We start from the raw sequence: 15905 nt of genomic DNA on the forward strand, positions 1-15905 counted from the left end.
CCAGTGCGTTTAAACGACATCAACTTCGACTTTACCTTGATCAATTCGAGTAGGGTAAATTTTCAAGTTCTTAGGTTTGACAACTTTTCCTAAGAGATTGCCTACAGCAGGTGGCCAGGGTGACCAGCATTTTACATCGCCTGTGGCTAAATCAAATTCACTTTTGTGAAAAGGACAGACAATAGCGCAGTTATCCGTAATTTTACCTTTAGCGAGGGGAAGCTTGAAATGTGGACATTGTGCCTGTACCGCGTGTACTTGCTCGTTATGCCAGATAAAGAGGATTTTGTGACCGTCAATAAGCAACGTTTCTCTTTCCGTTTGTTGTAATTGGGCTAAATCAACTGCCGCTTTCCACACCATAAGAATTCCTTGGTTGTCCATGAAGGATGGAATCATAACAACGCTTGTCGGAGATGTCAGCCGAATTATTTCACTTCTTTCGAAACGCTACTGCATTGGCGCATTATGTCGTCGATCCAGTACTCGAATCCTACAGGACTTACGAAAAACTCCGATCTCTTCGTTAAAATTTGATTTTAATTCGGTCATTTAGTGAAGCTAAACTCCCTCATTAAAATCAAATTTTGCCTCGACCTCGAAGTTTTTCGTAAGTCCTTCCTCGTGTACTGATGTGAACATTGCGGTTCTGCGCGCCGTTTCTCCTTGCTCTGCTCTCATTGCAGCGAGCTTCGGAAGAAGTCTATTGTCGTTTTTCGTTAAATCTAGTACCAACAACATTGCAAGTTGCGTGAGTAGGGGTATAAAATGCCAGATTATTTTTCCTGTCTGTAGATTACCAAGGGTAATAAGTTTAAGGAGGGAGCGTGGGCTCTTTGTTGAAAAAAAACGCAATCATTGTGTCTTTTTTAGCGTTGGTGATGGCTTTTTCAGGGGCTTTATGGGCTGCTGAAGAAAATTCCAGCGAACCGATGGATCCTTTGATCGAAGGGTATTACCCTAGTTACCCTCCGACTACTCCTGCGAGTGGTGCCCAGGCAGAATTAATTAAGCGCGGTGAATATTTGGCCCGTATGGGGGACTGCATTGCCTGCCATACCGATGTTAAAGGGAAAACACCTGCTTTTGCAGGAGGTTTGCCGATCAATACTCCTTTTGGTACGTTTTACAGCCCCAATATTACACCTGATAAAGAAACAGGGATTGGGAATTGGACAGAGCAGGATTTTATTCGTGCTTTGAAAGAAGGGCGGGATCCTCAGGGTAGGAATTATTTCCCTGTTTTTCCTTATGTTTATTTCTCCAAAATTTCGGATGATGATGCGCGGGCACTATACGCCTATTTCATGAATATTCCTGCGGTCAAGCAAAAGAATAAGGATTTGCCTTTCCCCTTCGGTGTGCCCGGTGCCCGCTTTTCTTTATGGGGATGGAATTTATTGTTTTTCTTCCCGGAAGATAATGCTATTACTTATGAATCTGACAAATCACCAGCATGGAATCGGGGCAAATATATCGTTGATGGTTTAGGCCATTGCAGTATGTGCCATACGCCGCTCAATATTTTTGGAGCGCCTAAGAATCGCTTCTACCTCACAGGCGGTTTTATTGATGGTTATTGGGCACCTAATATCACGAAATATGGGTTACACTCAGCAAGCCATTATGAAGTGGCAGATGTATTTGCTCAGGGCCAACTGATTAATAAGGCAGGTCCGGTTGCGGGGCCTATGGCAGAAGTTAACCATAATAGTTTAACTTACTTGACTGAAGAAGATAGATTGGCAATTGCTACCTATTTAAAAACAGTTGTAAGCGAGGAGCCTTTGGGTGTTTCTCCATCAGAAAGCCAGCCAACACTGAAACGAGGCAAGCAGGTTTATGTTAATTCTTGCATTATCTGTCACCAAAAAGGGGAGATGGGTGCGCCATTAATTGGCAATGGAGCCAACTGGTATATGCGCTTAAAGAACAGTGGTTTAACAGGGCTTTACCGCCATGCTATCCACGGCTACAACAGCATGCCTGTAAAAGGAGCTTGTGTGACTTGCTCTGATAACGATATTTTAGCTGCAGTTGATTATATTCTTAACAAATCGCTATCCCGATCACAGTGGAGTGATTTGGCAGCAGGTGGATCAAAAAAATACCCTTCAAATGGAAAAGAAATTTATAACGAAAATTGCAGCATGTGCCACGACTCAGGCAAGCAAGGGGCACCTAAAATTGGTGATAAAGCGATCTGGGAGCCATTAATTGCTAAAAATATGGATGTCTTAATTGAAAATACGATTAAGGGTGAAGCACATCCGAAAAATGGTGGGTGTAAACATTGCACAACCGGTGAGGTTATTGAGGCAATTAAATATATGGTGAGTCAATCAAAAACGGAAGGGAACTTTTCCCTCTGGTAATTGAAGCATTGCTTATGGTTTGATTATAAATTTATTTAATTATTGGCCAGCGAATAATACCTGGCTATTTAAAGAGGTGAGGACGGGGATGCTAAACAGGTTTAAGGTAAGCAAGGTGCTTGCCGCCTTGACAGGGCTGGTGATAAGCCAGTCCGCAATGGCTGCAGCGGATAAATGGCAGCTAAATATGTATAAAGGTGTAACGCCTATAAGTAAGGACATGTATGACTTGCACATGATTGCTATGGTGATTTGTGCGATCATCGGTATCGTGGTGTTTGGGGTGATGATTTATTCACTAATACACCATCGTAAATCGAAAGGTTACACACCGGCTACTTTCCATGACAATACTCGCCTGGAGATTGTTTGGTCGATAATTCCTTTTCTGATTCTTGTTGGCCTCGCCATTCCTGCTACCAAAGTTTTGATGCGGATGGATGATACAGCGGAGTCTGATGTCACCATTAAGGTTGTTGGCTATCAATGGAAATGGCAATACCAATATCTCGATCAAGGTATTAGCTATTTTAGTAATTTATCGACTCCTTATGAACAAATACAGAATAAGCAGAAGAAAGGACAGTGGTATTTGTTGGAAGTGGATAAACCGCTGGTCTTACCTGTTAATAAAAAAATTCGTTTCTTGGTTACTTCTAATGATGTGATTCACTCCTGGTGGGTTCCCGAGATTGGTATAAAACGGGATGCCATGCCAGGATTCATGCATGAAGCCTGGGCCAGAATAGAAAAGCCTGGGGTTTACCGTGGCCAGTGTGCTGAATTATGTGGTATTAACCATGGCTTTATGCCCATTGTTGTAAAAGCAGTCAGTGATGAAGAGTTCAATAAATGGGTTGCTGAGCAGGTTAAGGTCAAGGATGAATATGATGCCAGTGCAGCTCAGCCAACAGAACAGCCGAAAATGACTCGTGCTGAACTGATGAGTATGGGTAAGCAAAAATACGATCTTATTTGTGCAGCCTGCCACAAGGCTGATGGTAAGGGGTTGCCGCCTATGTACCCTGCTCTTAAAGGAAGTTCAGTTGCAGTAGGAAAACCGATTTCACGTCATATTGAATTGGTTCTGCATGGCATACCTGGCTCTGCTATGCAAGCTTATAAAGACCAATTAAGCGATGCTGAAATTGCCGCAATTGTTACCTATGAGCGTAATGCCTGGGAAAATAATACTAACGATGAAGTTCAGCCTGCCGATGTTGCAAAAGTACGTCAGGGTGATAATCAACAACCTAAAATGGTGAATAAAGCTCAAGCTGGAGGTTTGCGATGAGTGATATATTAACGCATGATATTGATCACGACGAACATCATGGCCCAGAACAGGGGAAAGGAATAAGCGGTTTTGTAAAACGATGGTTGTTTACGACAAACCACAAAGACATTGGTTCTCTTTATCTCTGGTTGGCTTTGATCAGTTTTTTTATTGCCGGCTCCATGGCGTTAATTATTCGCGCTGAACTTTTTCAGCCTGGCCAGCGATTTGTCGACCCCAACTTTTTTAATCAAATGACCACTCTTCATGGTTTGATTATGCTCTTCGGGGTAGTTATGCCTGCATTTACAGGGATGGCTAACTGGCAAATTCCTATGATGATAGGTGCGCCGGACATGGCCCTGCCACGTTTGAATAACTGGAGTTTCTGGATATTGCCTTTTGCCTTTGTACTCCTGGGATCAACAATGTTTCATAGTGGTGGTGGACCGAATTTCGGTTGGACTATGTATGCACCTTTGTCGACCAAATATGCGCCGCCCAGCACTGATTTTATGATTTTCTCTATTCATATGATGGGACTTTCATCCATCATGGGTTCAATCAATATTATCGCTACAATTCTGAATATGCGCGCTCCAGGCATGAGCTTGATGAAAATGCCTATGTTTGTCTGGACATGGTTGATTACGGCTTTCTTGCTAATCGCTATTATGCCGGTATTAGCCGGGGCTGTAACAATGATGCTTGCCGATAGGCATTTTGGCACCAGCTTTTTCGAAGCGGCTGGCGGCGGTGATCCCATTTTGTTCCAACATGTATTCTGGTTTTTCGGTCATCCGGAAGTATACGTTCTTGTTCTGCCTGCCTTCGGTGTAGTGTCAGAAATTATTCCTACATTTAGCCGCAAACCACTATTTGGTTACCATTTCATGGTTTATGCGACCGCAAGTATCGCGATACTATCTTTCGTTGTTTGGGTACATCATATGTTTACTACGGGTGTTCCTTTAGGCGCAGAATTGTTCTTTATGTATACAACGATGTTGATCGCGGTTCCAACTGGTATTAAGGTTTTCAACTGGGTAAGCACGATGTTCAAAGGCTCAATGACTTTTGAAACCCCGATGCTTTTCGCCATTGCCTTTGTTTTCCTCTTTACTATTGGTGGTTTTACCGGCTTGATGTTGGCCTTGGTACCAGCGGATTTCCAATACCAGGATACCTACTTTGTGGTTGGCCACTTCCACTATGTTTTGGTACCAGGCGTTATATTCGCCCTGCTAGGGGCAACCTACTACTGGTTACCAAAATGGACCGGACATATGTATAACGAGCGTTTAGGAAAATGGCATTTCTGGTTGTCTACCATTTCAGTAAACATCGCATTCTTTCCCATGCATTTCTTGGGTTTGGCTGGAATGCCAAGGCGAATTCCGGATTACGCATTGCAATTTACTAATTTCAATATGATTTCTTCAATTGGTGCGTTTATTTTTGGGTTCTCACAGTTATTATTTTTATACAATGTGATAAGAACAGTGCGTGGCGGTAAGAAAGTAGATGCTCGAGTTTGGGAAGGTGCACACGGCCTGGAATGGACTCTACCCTCACCCCCACCTTATCATAGCTTTACTACGCCGCCTGAAATTTGATGGTAAATAAGTAGTTAATAATCGGTAGGGTGGTGAAGTGAATGGCTGAAAAAGGTCATACAAAATTGGTGATTAGTCTTGCAGTGGTTGTTATCGGCATGTTTGCTTTTGGTTTTGCCTTGGTACCCATCTACAATAGCTTATGTCGAGTGCTGGGGGTCAACGGCAAAACGAATACCGAAGCAATCGCTTATGATGAAAAGCAGGCAAAAATCGAGCATGAAAGAGAAGTTGTCGTGGAGTTCGTCGCCACAAATAATAGCTCTGTCCCTTGGGCATTTTATCCCAAGGTTCAGAAGTTAAGAGTGCATCCAGGCGAAATTGCTAAACTTGCTTTTTATGCAGAAAATAAGACAAATCATCGCATGACTGTGCAAGCAATCCCCAGTGTTACACCAGGAATTGCAGCTAAATACCTAAAAAAGACGGAATGTTTTTGTTTTACACAACAGACTTTGAATGGGCATGAAGCGATGGATATGCCTTTATTATTCCATCTGGATACAGATTTACCGGCAAATGTTAAGACAGTTACGCTGTCCTACACTTTGTTTGATGTCACTAATAAAGTGATTAACTAGTTGATATAGAAGCAGGCGCTGTTTTTATATCGCTAGGCGAACATTATCCTGTAAAATGCGCAGCATTTGTGTGGGAGCCAGTATCTATGTCCCAGTTCGTTTAATAGCGGACTCACGTTAACTAAGCATCGCAGTGCAGTTGCGCTAGCGATATAGATAGAACAGGAGAAAAATATACAATGGGAGCACATGGCACATATTACGTACCTAAACCCAGTCACTGGCCATTAGTGGGCTCAATTGGTTTGACGACAACTCTGGTTGGCGCTGCCTCTTGGTTACATCACGATTGGTATGGTCCTTATATTTTTACTCTTGGTTTAGCCATTTTAGTGTTTATGATGTTTGGCTGGTTTGGTCAAGTAATTTACGAGAATGAAAAGGGCTTATACGATTTACAGGTTGATCGCTCATTTCGTTGGGGCATGAGCTGGTTTATTTTTTCTGAAGTTTGCTTCTTTGGTGCTTTCTTTGGCGCTCTCTTTTTCGCGCGTTTTTGGTCAGTCCCTCTTCTTGGCGGTGATATCCATCCCATAACCCATATCACACTTTGGTCTGATTTTCAGGCGACCTGGCCCTTGCTGACAAACCCGGACAATCAAGTGTTTGTCGGTGCTGACAAGGCGATGGGAGCGTGGGGTTTGGCTGCTGTAAACACACTTATTTTGTTGACATCGGGAGCGACGATAACTTGGGCACATTGGGCTTTGAAACTGAATAAACGTAAACAACTCATCGCAGGGATGAGCTGTACTATTGCGCTGGGTATACTTTTCCTGATGCTGCAATCTTATGAGTACCATGAAGCCTATACCGAAATGAATCTAACACTCGATGCCGGAATTTATGGCACGACGTTCTTTATGCTGACTGGATTTCACGGTTTGCATGTTACCATCGGGACAATCATGCTGATTGTGATTCTGATGCGTTGCATTCGTGGTCATTTTACGCCAGAGCGCCATTTTGCCTTTGAAGCGGCCGCTTGGTATTGGCATTTTGTAGATGTGGTTTGGCTATTTTTGTTTATTTTTGTTTACTGGCTCTAAACCAGATTAGTCTGTCTGAGCGATATTGTTCAATGAGCTAGCAGGGTCTTAATCTACCCTGTTAGCTGCGGATGGATTTCTTAAATATTGTTGCGCTATTCTGCTACTAAGGAACGATGGAAAATCGATTATTCAAATTTTGGTTAAGTAATTTTCTTCTGCCACAACTAGGAAGTGGTCATATTGGTGATAATGTATAATGCTGCATTTCACAACTCTCAAAATACATTAGAGCTTGTTAAGGACGCTGGTTGTGAGGTTATCATTGACAATAGCCCCATCCCCTTCAAAAATTGAGACTATCAACATATCTTCCCTCAGAAGAGGACGGCAAGAGTAAACAATGCTGTTTCGCTTTAGTATGTTCAATATTTAAACTATTTTTATAATAGGGGTTTCCTTTTTTAATAGGATATAAGTATGCCTGCTTCAAAATTATCTTCCAGCCAGCTTGCTGAGCTAATCATAAGTAGTTACAAGAAGTTACCCCTTGTCACTGGCGGATTCAAAGATGAATTGGTTGATCTAATTGAGCAAGGCAAGGTTGAAAATCTTGCCTATTGGTTGCAATTCCATTCGTTTGTCAGGTATCAATTAAGAAAAACTCTGATGCAAAGGGGGGACGTAAATGTCCACGCTCCCAGCGTAGAGATTGCGAAACAAGTTAACGAAGTGTTAGAACGCTACCTCGAACAGCAAAAAATAAAGCAAACCTTGCCCAAGTACATTACCGAAGATTTCACAACAACGGATTATCTGCCATTAAGTGGTGAGCTAGAACGAACGTTACTAAGACTTAGAGATGGACAAAAAATTACACGACAAGAGATAGCTCCATTTATCAAGGCTAAAAATCGCCGTAATGAATTTCTGGCCCGCTCACTGGATATTGTTCCCATTAGCTGTGCTGAATATGCTTCTGACTCCACTCTCAGAAAGCTTGTGAAAGGCATTGCTGGACTTGGCAAAGGAGAGCGTAAGCAATTTTTCTATTATCATTTAAACGAAGAGCACGCCATAGGCTTTGATGTTGAACGAGATGAGGATGGTAAACTTAAAATTTTTTGCTTCGAGTCAGCAAGTGATCCGAGACACCTGGAGACAGTTGACTTACTCTACAAAAAGCTGTCTAGCATGGGGTTGGATTTTGAGTTTAAATCCTGTGTCTCCGATATACAGAAAGATAGTTATAATTGTGCAATTTATACTCTTGCAGCTCTGAATGAATTTGGCAAATATGCACACGCTTTTGATTATCTGCCTGAACAGTACGAAGAAGATAAAGACATTGGCAAGACCCGAGCAGTTAAGATACCTCAAGGTGGTGCAATGATGATGAAAGCACGGCATGTCCAACTTGACGTATTAGACAAAATAAGTTGGGTGAGAATCAGCGATATGCCCACTAAAATTATCGCCATGAGTCAGTCTCATCAAGCCATGGAAAAAGCGTTAAAAGAGTCCAAAGATTTCGATCTCGATCCGGCTACTTTCGTAACAATGCATAAACAAAAATACCACTATGAAGAAAGCAAGCGTGAGTCAACCAAGTACATCAATCGGCGGCGAGAAAATATCAGAGAGCATGCAGCAGCCGCAGGTAAAGTGATATTGGAGAAGGCTTATTCGAAATACGTACAAGATTTGCCATTATTAGCCAAGATAGATAAAGGTGAAGAAGTGAACTTTCACCAAGAAATTAGTAAAAATGATTCACTAACCTGGGATGAAAAAGTTCAGTATATCGAAAAATTATTTATCTCAATTACTAAAAGGGCAGGAATTTCCAAGTATCTATGGAACGATCCTCTGGATAAGATTTCCTTAATGCAATTTAAGTCGCTTTTATTACTGAGGAATGAATACCTTTATCTTCTTTCCCAGAAATCATTTGAGGAGATCCAAGAATACTTTGATGATAGAAATGAAAGCTCACCGTTGCATTATAGGTTGGAGCTATGGGCAAATAGAAGAACTGATTTGAATGTCGAGCCTTTGCAAAGGGTATTTGTAAGGTGCTTTAAAATGGATGATGTCGTTCGTTTTTATAAGAAAGCCCATTATTATAATGTTTCCGATTTAGAAATAAAAAACCCTCTTGTTGCACTCTTCCATAATTCTAAAAACGTTGATGCGAATGATGTTATACGCAAATTGGAAGGATTAGAGAATCAGTATCGAGGCACATCAGGGGAATCACTTTACGATGGCAGCAAAAAACTTGCATTAATCGACGAACAACTAAAAAGTTTGGAAGTCAGTGAAAAACGAGTAAGTTTCATTTTAGCGGCTTCATCATTGGATAATGAAACGCTCCTAAAATCTGTTCATGCTGACGAAGCCTATGTACTCTTAGACAATGGAAAAGCACTTTATTACATTAATAAGAAAAATGAAAAATCTCCTATAGTTCCGATTCCCTTTACTGAAAGTGCTTTTAAAAAACTGCAAGAAGCAGACTGGGGTGAATTTGAGTCGAGAGAGCAAGATGAGGAGGAGCCTCATAAGCGTTTCTCTTTGTCTGAGGGCGAAAACAGTAAACCCATTACCGAGATCATGTCTTTTAAGCAGCTAAATTTTCTAACGTCACTGGTGAATCACACCCCCTATACTTCCGAAGAACAACAGAAACTCCAAGCTCAGTCTGTCTTAAAAGAGGCATATGTTATTTTATTAGCGGAGCTTTTTGCGGTAGATAAATGGAAGGCTTTAAGCATTATCAATCACCATCCCCGTTTATTTAGCGATGAATTAGAGGTTGTCGCTAGAAATTTAAAAGCAATGAACCAGATCATTGCGAAGTCCTGGTCTGAGGACATGTTATTTGCCGTACACTTAGTGTGCCGTGAATGCCCCTCTAGCATCCCCAACCCTTTTAGTAAAAGAATTGATCGGCAGGAATCACTTTCAGCGCAAGAGATACTGAGCAGGTTAAGTGACACTGAAAAAAATTATACTGGCGAGGAAGAAACGGCAGTCACTACCAATAATAAAATTAAATTCTTGCTGTCATTGAGTGATTATGTCGTGTCAGCTAATTTAGCAAATAAAAAGTTAGAAGTTGCTTATCTTCAGCAGATATCGATGGCATACATAGAGCTGTTAAATTCAGACAATTGTGGTTACCAGAGCATTGAAGAAGACCATATTCCTGCGCAGTATGTTCTATATCCTTTACTGGGTAGCAAGAAACAGGAGTCAATGACGATTGAGAACATTCTGAAAAAGCTCAATAAATGTGGCAATCTTTTCATGAAACTAAAACTCTTGGATGTCGCTTTCGCTACTGTTATTAATGCACAAGAGCTATACACGGATAAGATGGGTAAACATTACAGTCCTCAGCAATTATCTGACCTAAGGATATTGCAAACTGCTTATTTGGACTTAATCAAAACAGAACCTTATGACGACAAGGATAGTGATTTTAACAATAAGCTTAAATCGAAGGTAAGTGACTCTGTCTACAGCGGCTTCTTGGGTGAAAATAAAACACTTCAGGGATTACTTATAGGTAAAGGCCGACCTTCCTCTCTTAAGACAAAGTCTTCAGTAACAAATAAAACGATGGTAGAGACTCCTCAAAGCCCTGTTAGCCAGGGTGGGGTTAGTTATACTTTTTTTAGAATAGTCGGCAAGGCTTTCGATTTATTTAATACACAATCCTCTGAACAAACGAAAATCGTTGAGCAAAAGGCAGATACGCTTGAACAAGTAGTGGTCGATTATTATCGAAATCCTCCTCGTGATCGAAATTATACCTCTTTACGACGTTATCATACAGTGGAATACCAAGATTTTAATTTTAGACTAGAAAGGTTTCATTTTAGTGATTCTTTCGCGGAACTCACTCAGTGGATCGCTTATGAGCGTTGCAAGCCAGTAGTCCCACAAATCGATGAGTTTGATTGGAAACTTAACTTGGCTATTCATAAGGAGGATCTCGAGAGGGCATTTCCAATCATTGCCACTTTTGCCAACAAATTCAATCTAGGTACATTCAAAATGATGTCGCAAACGCAAGCAGAACACTTACATAAGAGTCAAGACAAAAAGATGGTCGGTAGGGAAGTGGTGATTTATTGTAATGCTAATCCGGAGTATGATGAAGTAAAATGGGTTGCCATGATCTCCGAACTGGAAGAAGCATTAAAAAAAGCAGGAATTAGAACATCGGAGGATGCTTGTCCCGAGACGAAAGCCTGTCCGGTTTCAAATCGGAGGCTTGGCAAGTATACCAGTTACACCCACGGGGCGTGGACTGTAAAGAGGATGGATGTTCCTTTTGATGAGGGTATAAAGGAAACCGCATTAGTCGACGAGGATCTATTCGCCCACTATGAATATGATGCTAGTCATGAATGTCCAGCGCCAAAGGTGGCGGTTGTCACCAGTGCTAACTTAACTTAACTTTTGATGATGGCTCTTAAGCAAACATGCCTGTATGCGCAAGAAGTTCATTACAGCTTTGTGTTGATCAGTAAGCCAGGTTGAAATTGGATAAAATTAATTGTTAACGTGTAAGTAAAACGGTAGCGATGAAAGCTGATATTAGTAATGATCGCTTCACCACGAAAAAAATCGGCGTTAAAAACGACAGGACTTTCTTTATCAAGGTAATCAGTACTAGTCAATTGCATTTCACTTTCCCCGAGCTCAATCAACCAACAAGATGCCTGGGCGTGCCCGCATTTTAACTTGACGGCAACTGGTTGCACAGGTTGGATTTGCATAGTACTTCTCCGCCATATGACTTAATATCGGCAGATAAGATAAAAACTTGAGTACCTAATTGATTAATTGCTTAATAACAGTTTGCAAATTTTGTAAGGTATCGTAATGGATGATTATGGTTCCTTTACCCGCTTTGCCTGGTTTGATTTTAACTTGAGTTTTCAATTGCTGGGTAAGTGTCTCAATCTGCTCCTGGATTAGCGGGGTAATTTCTCCTTTCACGCCAGTTTCAGGTTTACCATTTTTGACCCGCGCGACTAGTTTTTCTGTTTCCCTCACTGACAAATTTTTAGCAACTATTAATTGTGCAACCTGACTTTGTTGCTCATCACTGAGCATAAGTAAGGCTCGCGCATGCCCCATATCCAAATCACCATGCTCCAAAAATTGTTTTACTTCCGTGTTCAAACCCAATAAGCGCAGGTAGTTACTAACCGCCGTACGCGATTTGCCTAATAGGTCGGCAACTTGCTGATGGGTTAAATCAAATTCATCAGTAAGGCGATGCATGGCGCGAGCTTGATCCATGGCGTTGAGATCTTCGCGCTGCAAATTTTCCACTAAAGCGATAGCCATAGCAGTTTCGTCATCAACCTGGCGCAAGACGACAGGAACTTCAGTAAAACCGATTAATTGGCAGGCACGCCAACGCCGTTCACCGGCTATGATTTCATAACGTCCATTGGCAATTTCTCGAACTACCAATGGCTGTAGCAAGCCTTGTTGCTTGATTGATGCAGCCAGTTCAGCCAGAGGTGCCTCCTCGATTTCTGCTCGAGGTTGATATTTACCGGGTTGCAAGCTATCTATGGCCAGGTTTAATCGCTCAGTTGTTGCTTTTTCATTAAGCACATTTACCGCAGAATTACCTAGTAATGCAGATAAATTACGTCCTAAACCACTGCGTTTTGTTGTCATAATTACCTCGATTAACCGGCTACGGGTTGCTTACTAATGACTTCAGCAGCTAATACCATATAAGCGGCTGCGCCCGGTGATGATTTGTCGTAGTGTAGCGCTGGCAAACCATGACTGGGTGCTTCAGCAAGACGTACGTTCCGTGGAACTACCGTTCGGTATACTTTATTATGAAAATGTTCCAATAGCTGTTTTGAGACGTCAGAGCACAAGCGATTGCGTGCATCGTACATAGTGCGTAGAACACCTTCAATGTGCAGGCGGGGGTTTACCGAGGCCTTAATTTGCTCAATAGTTGACACCAGGGCAGCTAAACCTTCTAGCGCATAATATTCACATTGCATCGGAATTAACACTGAATCGGCGGCCACTAATGCGTTGATAGTGAGCGTATTTAATGCAGGAGGGCAGTCGATTAGGATAAAGTCATAGGCGCTTTGTATGGATTGTAATGCCTTAAACAGGAAGGTTTCACGATGGTTTCTTTCCATCAAACTAACTTCAGCAACAGTCAAATCGCCATTAGCCGGTATTAAATCAAAACCACAGGCTGTGGTTAAACAAGCCTGCTCGGCGAGACAATCACGCAGTAAAACATCATTCGCAGTATGCACCAGAGTGCTTTTATCAACGCCTGACCCCATCGTTGCATTACCTTGGGGATCTAAATCAACGAGTAAAACCTGTTGACGATTCGCAGCGATAGACGTTGCTAGATTAATTGCTGTCGTGGTTTTGCCCACGCCCCCTTTCTGATTGGCAATGGCTATGACTTTTGCCATGGTTATTCCTTGATTGCATTTTCAATAATGACGCAGCAACGCTTACCATCCAGGCCGGGTACTGTATAGGACTGGACTTGATAGGGTAGGTTGATGCTCGCCAGTTCGGTTTCAGGATAGCGTCCTTTCATGGCAAGCCAGATACCATCTGTCTCAACAAGATGGTTAGTCCATTTTAACATTTGCGCCAGATCACTGAAGGCCCGACTTGTTACTGTATCAAAACCGAGTGATGGGTGGTAGTTTTCTACACGAGTTTGCACGATTTCAATATTGTCTATTGTCAGAGCGCGCTTTACTTCTTGCAGGAAGCGTATTTTTTTGCCATTACTGTCTAGTAAAACCACGTGTAAGGCAGGTTGTATAAGTGCCAGCGGTATACCAGGTAAACCGGCTCCGGTACCAACATCAAGTAAACGCTTGCCACGAATCCATGGTGCGATAGCCAAGCTGTCAAGCAGGTGACGGGTAACCATGACATCCATATCTCTAATCGCAGTTAAATTATAACTACGATTCCATTTGTTTAGTAATGATAAATAGTGCAACAGTGGTTCAGCTTCTGTTGTTATGCCAAGTTCTTTCAGACCCTTATTGAGAGTTAAAGCCAGCTCAGGTGAGATACTCATGCCGGTTCTCGATGCTTTTTGAGATAAATTAACAACAAGGATAAGGCTGCCGGTGTCACACCTGAAATGCGTCCTGCCTGGGCCATCGTTCTTGGTTTGATACGGCTTAATTTCTGGATGACTTCGGTCGATAAACCAGGAACAGCCGTATAGTCCAGGTTTTCCGGTAGCTGCGTGTTCTCATGCTTGCGTAAACGCTCAATATCCAGGAGCTGCCGCTCTATATAACCTGCGTATTTACTTTGAATTTCTACTTGTTCAGCAATATCAGTCGCTAACTCTGGTAAACCCAAATGAGTAACTGCTTGCAAATCCTTATAGTTGATTTCCGGTCGTTTAAGGAGATCTGCCGCACGGCAATCCTGTTGCAGCGGGTTTTCAATTATTGCAGCGAAATCTTCATTATGTGCAACCCGGATCCAGGTGTCTTTCAGTTGGGTTTGTGCCTGCTCTATCGCTTCCCGTTTCTTACAAAAGGCTTGCCAGCGTTCATCGCCTACTAATCCCAGTTCGCGGCCTTTTTCTGTGAGGCGAAGGTCGGCATTATCCTCACGTAAAAGCAGGCGATATTCTGCTCTGGAGGTAAACATCCGGTAGGGTTCCTGGGTCCCGCAGGTAATCAAATCATCAATGAGGACCCCTATGTAGGCTTCATCGCGGCGAGGGCACCATAAGGTCTTTTCCTGCGTTTGTAAGGCTGCATTCATGCCGGCAATCAAACCTTGCGCTGCCGCCTCTTCATAGCCAGTAGTACCATTGATTTGACCAGCAAAAAACAGATTGGAAAGCGGTTTGGTCTGTAGGTAAGGTGTTAGACCACGTGGATCAAAATAATCGTATTCAATGGCATAACCAGGGCGAGTAATATGAGCATTTTCAAAGCCCTTGATAGTGCGAACAAATTGAACTTGTACTTCGAAAGGTAAACTGGTTGAGATGCCATTGGGGTATATTTCGTCTGTGGTTAATCCCTCGGGCTCAACAAAAATCTGGTGGGATGTTTTATCGGCAAAGCGAACTACTTTGTCTTCAATTGAAGGACAATAGCGAGGACCAATACCCTCAATGACACCAGCATACATAGGTGATTGATGCAGATTGGCTTGAATAATTTCATGAGTAGCAGCAGTTGTGTGTGTTATGTAGCAGGGCAGTTGCTGTGGATGTAGTGCCGTAGTCCCGAGATAGGAGAATACTGGTACAGGCGTATCACCAGGTTGAACCGACATTTGCGCATAATCAAGCGAGCGCCCATCAATACGGGGGGGGGTTCCGGTTTTCAAGCGGCCGACAGGCAATTCTAATTCACGTAAGCGTTTTGCCAGGGCAATAGCAGGTGGATCACCAGCGCGCCCACCAGCATATTGACTCATTCCCACATGGATTTTGCCGCCCAAAAAAGTACCAACAGTTAAAACGACAGCATGGGCTCGCAAAACTAAACCCATCTGGGTGACGACGCCTTTGACATGTTCCCCTTCAACCAGCAAATCATCAACGGCCTGTTGAAACAACGTTAAATTAACTTGATTTTGTAATTGTTGACGAATTGCTTGCCGATAAAGCACACGATCTGCTTGTGCTCGAGTGGCTCGCACGGCCGGCCCTTTAGACGCATTGAGGATACGGAACTGGATACCTGCCTTATCGGCAGCTAAAGCCATGGCACCATCAAGTGCATCAATTTCTTTTACCAGATGGCCTTTACCAATACCGCCGATAGCAGGATTGCAAGACATTTGCCCAAGCATATCCATGTTATGAGTAAGTAGCAGCGTTTGAGCACCTAGACGGGCTGCTGCAAGTGCTGCTTCAGTACCGGCATGGCCACCGCCGACAACAATAACGTCGTAATGTTTTTCAAGATTCATTTAAGGAAACTATTGCGCAACAAATCAGCAATTATACATTTTTTTATTAGCATACCCAACCTCTAAGTAGCATG

12 protein-coding genes are annotated in these 15905 nt (G+C 42.5%); 6 read left to right on the forward strand and 6 right to left on the reverse strand.

Annotated features, from left to right (window positions below; all coding sequences use genetic code 11):
- Positions 1-9 precede the first annotated feature (9 nt).
- Positions 10-363, reverse strand: a complete 354-nt coding sequence (locus Lfee_RS01435; protein ID WP_058443507.1) for a Rieske (2Fe-2S) protein — start codon at positions 361-363, stop codon at positions 10-12.
- Between the two features lie 569 nt (positions 364-932).
- On the opposite strand from Lfee_RS01435, the gene Lfee_RS01445 reads away from it, so the two are divergent.
- From Lfee_RS01445 to Lfee_RS01470, 6 genes are all read left to right on the forward strand, one after another.
- Complete coding sequence (locus Lfee_RS01445) at positions 933-2375, forward strand: c-type cytochrome (protein WP_370447014.1); 1443 nt, start codon at positions 933-935, stop codon at positions 2373-2375.
- An 88-nt stretch (positions 2376-2463) separates the two neighbouring features.
- A complete protein-coding gene (coxB, locus tag Lfee_RS01450; RefSeq protein ID WP_058443510.1) occupies positions 2464-3669 on the forward strand; it encodes a cytochrome c oxidase subunit II in 1206 nt (401 codons plus the stop codon).
- A complete protein-coding gene (ctaD, locus tag Lfee_RS01455; protein ID WP_058443511.1) occupies positions 3666-5267 on the forward strand; it encodes a cytochrome c oxidase subunit I in 1602 nt (533 codons plus the stop codon). Before coxB ends, ctaD begins: the two co-directional genes overlap by 4 nt.
- Positions 5268-5308: 41 nt before the next feature.
- Positions 5309-5848: a cytochrome c oxidase assembly protein gene (locus tag Lfee_RS01460; protein ID WP_058443512.1), complete on the forward strand. Its 540-nt coding sequence runs from the start codon at positions 5309-5311 to the stop codon at positions 5846-5848.
- A 179-nt stretch (positions 5849-6027) separates the two neighbouring features.
- Positions 6028-6897, forward strand: coding sequence for a cytochrome c oxidase subunit 3 (locus Lfee_RS01465; RefSeq protein WP_058443513.1), 870 nt, complete (start codon positions 6028-6030; stop codon positions 6895-6897).
- Positions 6898-7317: 420 nt separating this feature from the next.
- The gene (locus tag Lfee_RS01470) at positions 7318-11307 is read left to right on the forward strand and encodes a YopJ family acetyltransferase (RefSeq protein ID WP_058443514.1); all 3990 of its coding nucleotides are present in this window, start codon (positions 7318-7320) and stop codon (positions 11305-11307) included.
- Between the two features lie 50 nt (positions 11308-11357).
- Here the strand turns inward: Lfee_RS01470 and Lfee_RS01475 are convergent, their stop codons facing one another.
- Genes Lfee_RS01475 through mnmG form a run of 5 tightly spaced genes read right to left on the reverse strand, consistent with a single transcriptional unit; the run spans position 11358 to position 15831 of the window.
- Positions 11358-11630, reverse strand: coding sequence for a hypothetical protein (locus Lfee_RS01475; RefSeq protein WP_058443515.1), 273 nt, complete (start codon positions 11628-11630; stop codon positions 11358-11360).
- Positions 11631-11685: 55 nt separating this feature from the next.
- A complete protein-coding gene (locus tag Lfee_RS01480; protein WP_058443516.1) occupies positions 11686-12549 on the reverse strand; it encodes a ParB/RepB/Spo0J family partition protein in 864 nt (287 codons plus the stop codon).
- An 11-nt stretch (positions 12550-12560) separates the two neighbouring features.
- Positions 12561-13331 (reverse strand): ParA family protein, encoded by a 771-nt coding sequence (locus tag Lfee_RS01485; protein WP_058443517.1) that lies wholly within the window; start codon positions 13329-13331, stop codon positions 12561-12563.
- Positions 13332-13333: 2 nt separating this feature from the next.
- A complete protein-coding gene (rsmG, locus tag Lfee_RS01490) occupies positions 13334-13960 on the reverse strand; it encodes a 16S rRNA (guanine(527)-N(7))-methyltransferase RsmG (RefSeq protein ID WP_058443518.1) in 627 nt (208 codons plus the stop codon).
- Entirely contained in the window at positions 13957-15831 is a 1875-nt protein-coding gene (mnmG, locus tag Lfee_RS01495) for a tRNA uridine-5-carboxymethylaminomethyl(34) synthesis enzyme MnmG (RefSeq protein WP_058443519.1), read from the reverse strand. Before mnmG ends, rsmG begins: the two co-directional genes overlap by 4 nt.
- Positions 15832-15905 lie beyond the last annotated feature (74 nt).

It is taken from the genome of Legionella feeleii, from assembly GCF_001467625.1.
GTDB lineage: Bacteria > Pseudomonadota > Gammaproteobacteria > Legionellales > Legionellaceae > Tatlockia > Tatlockia feeleii.